At 73.9% G+C, this 1,308-nt stretch carries 2 protein-coding genes; one reads left to right on the forward strand and one right to left on the reverse strand.

What is annotated here, in order from left to right; all coding sequences use genetic code 11:
• Window positions 1–10 precede the first annotated feature (10 nt).
• On the forward strand, window positions 11–277 hold the full coding sequence (locus tag ACJA3G_RS37150; protein WP_406557418.1) for a hypothetical protein: 267 nt from the start codon (window positions 11–13) through the stop codon (window positions 275–277).
• Between the two features lie 51 nt (window positions 278–328).
• Here the strand turns inward: ACJA3G_RS37150 and ACJA3G_RS37155 are convergent.
• On the reverse strand, window positions 329–1,308 hold a 980-nt coding region (locus ACJA3G_RS37155), incomplete at its 5' end, for a ComEC/Rec2 family competence protein (protein WP_406557417.1).

Here is a 1,308-nt window from a genome sequence, read left to right on the forward strand (position 1 = left end):
ACCCCTCCTCATGCAGGAGAATGTCCCGGTGAGCGATGTGACCCGACACGTACTGGTGCTGCCCGACCGCGACGCCGCCGACGAGGTGGCCGGGGAGCTCCCCGCCCGCTTCCCCGTGACCGAGGAGCCCCAGCTCGTACGCGACGCCCTGGCCGGCGAGGACGACGCCGAGGACGCCCAGTGGCTCGTCGTGGTCGAGGACCCGGACCACCGCCTGGACCCGGCGGCCCTGAACGAACTGGCCGAGGAGTACGAGGGCTGGCTGGAAGCCCCGTAATCACGTTCCCGACCGGCTGGAAGCCCAGTAACGAGGTCGAGGTCCCGGCCCTCACGGACTCCGCCCCAGCGGCACCGCCACCAACTCACTCCCCTCCCTGCTCTCCGCGCCGTCCCCGTCGCTGTCCTCGCCCCCGCTTCCCTTCCCCGTCACCGCGATGGCGCCATCCGTATCCGTACGCAGCACCCGCGCCCCGGACGAGACGAGCAAGGCCACCGTGGACGGCGCCGGATGGCCGTACGGGTTGCCCCTCCCCGCCGAGATCAACGCCAGCCTGGGCCGGATCGCCCGGAGCAGCGCGGGGTCCTGATGGGCCGAGCCATGGTGGGCGACCTTGAGGACATCCACCGGCGGCAGCTCCGGATGCGCCCGTAACAGCGCTTGCTGGGCGGGCGGTTCGAGGTCGCCGGGGAGCAGCAACGTCAGCCCGCCGGCCCGGACCAGCAGCGTGACGCTGGCGTCGTTCGGCCCGTCCGGTGTCATCGTCGGCGGTGGCAGCGGCCACAGCGCCTGCCAGGACAGGCCGCCCACGGACCGTCGCTCCCCCGGTTCCACCGGGACCACCGGCACCCCGGCCCGCGCGGCCGTCCTGCGGACGAACCGCGCCTGCTCCGGCGGTTCCTCGAACGTCGCCGTCTCGATCACCCCTACCGCCCGGCCCCGCAGCACCCCGGCCAGCCCCGCCACATGGTCGGCGTGGAAGTGGGTGAGCAGGAGCAGCGGAATCCGGGTGACGCCCAGCGCCCTGAGGCACTGGTCGGCCGGAACGGGGTCCGGTCCCACGTCGACCACCACCGCCGACCCGTCCCCGGTCGCCAGCACCGTCGCATCGCCCTGCCCCACATCGCACATCGCGAACGCCCAGCCCGGGGGTGGCCAGCCGGTGACGATCCTGGTCAGCGGGGCGGGGCGCACCACGGCGAGCAGCAGGAGCACCGCGCACGCGGTGGCCAGCCATGGATGGCGCGGCAGCCGTCTCACCAGCAGCACCGCACCGACCGTGACCCCGGCGAGCAGCACTCCCCCGCCCC

The sequence above is a fragment of the Streptomyces sp. YS-3 genome (assembly GCF_045257485.1).
Taxonomy (GTDB): domain Bacteria; phylum Actinomycetota; class Actinomycetes; order Streptomycetales; family Streptomycetaceae; genus Streptomyces.

What these genes read in the sequence shown, in the direction of transcription:
- ACJA3G_RS37150 (WP_406557418.1), top strand. Translation starts at nt 11, where the DNA reads ATGCAGGAGAATGTCCCGGTGAGCGATGTGACCCGACACGTACTGGTG.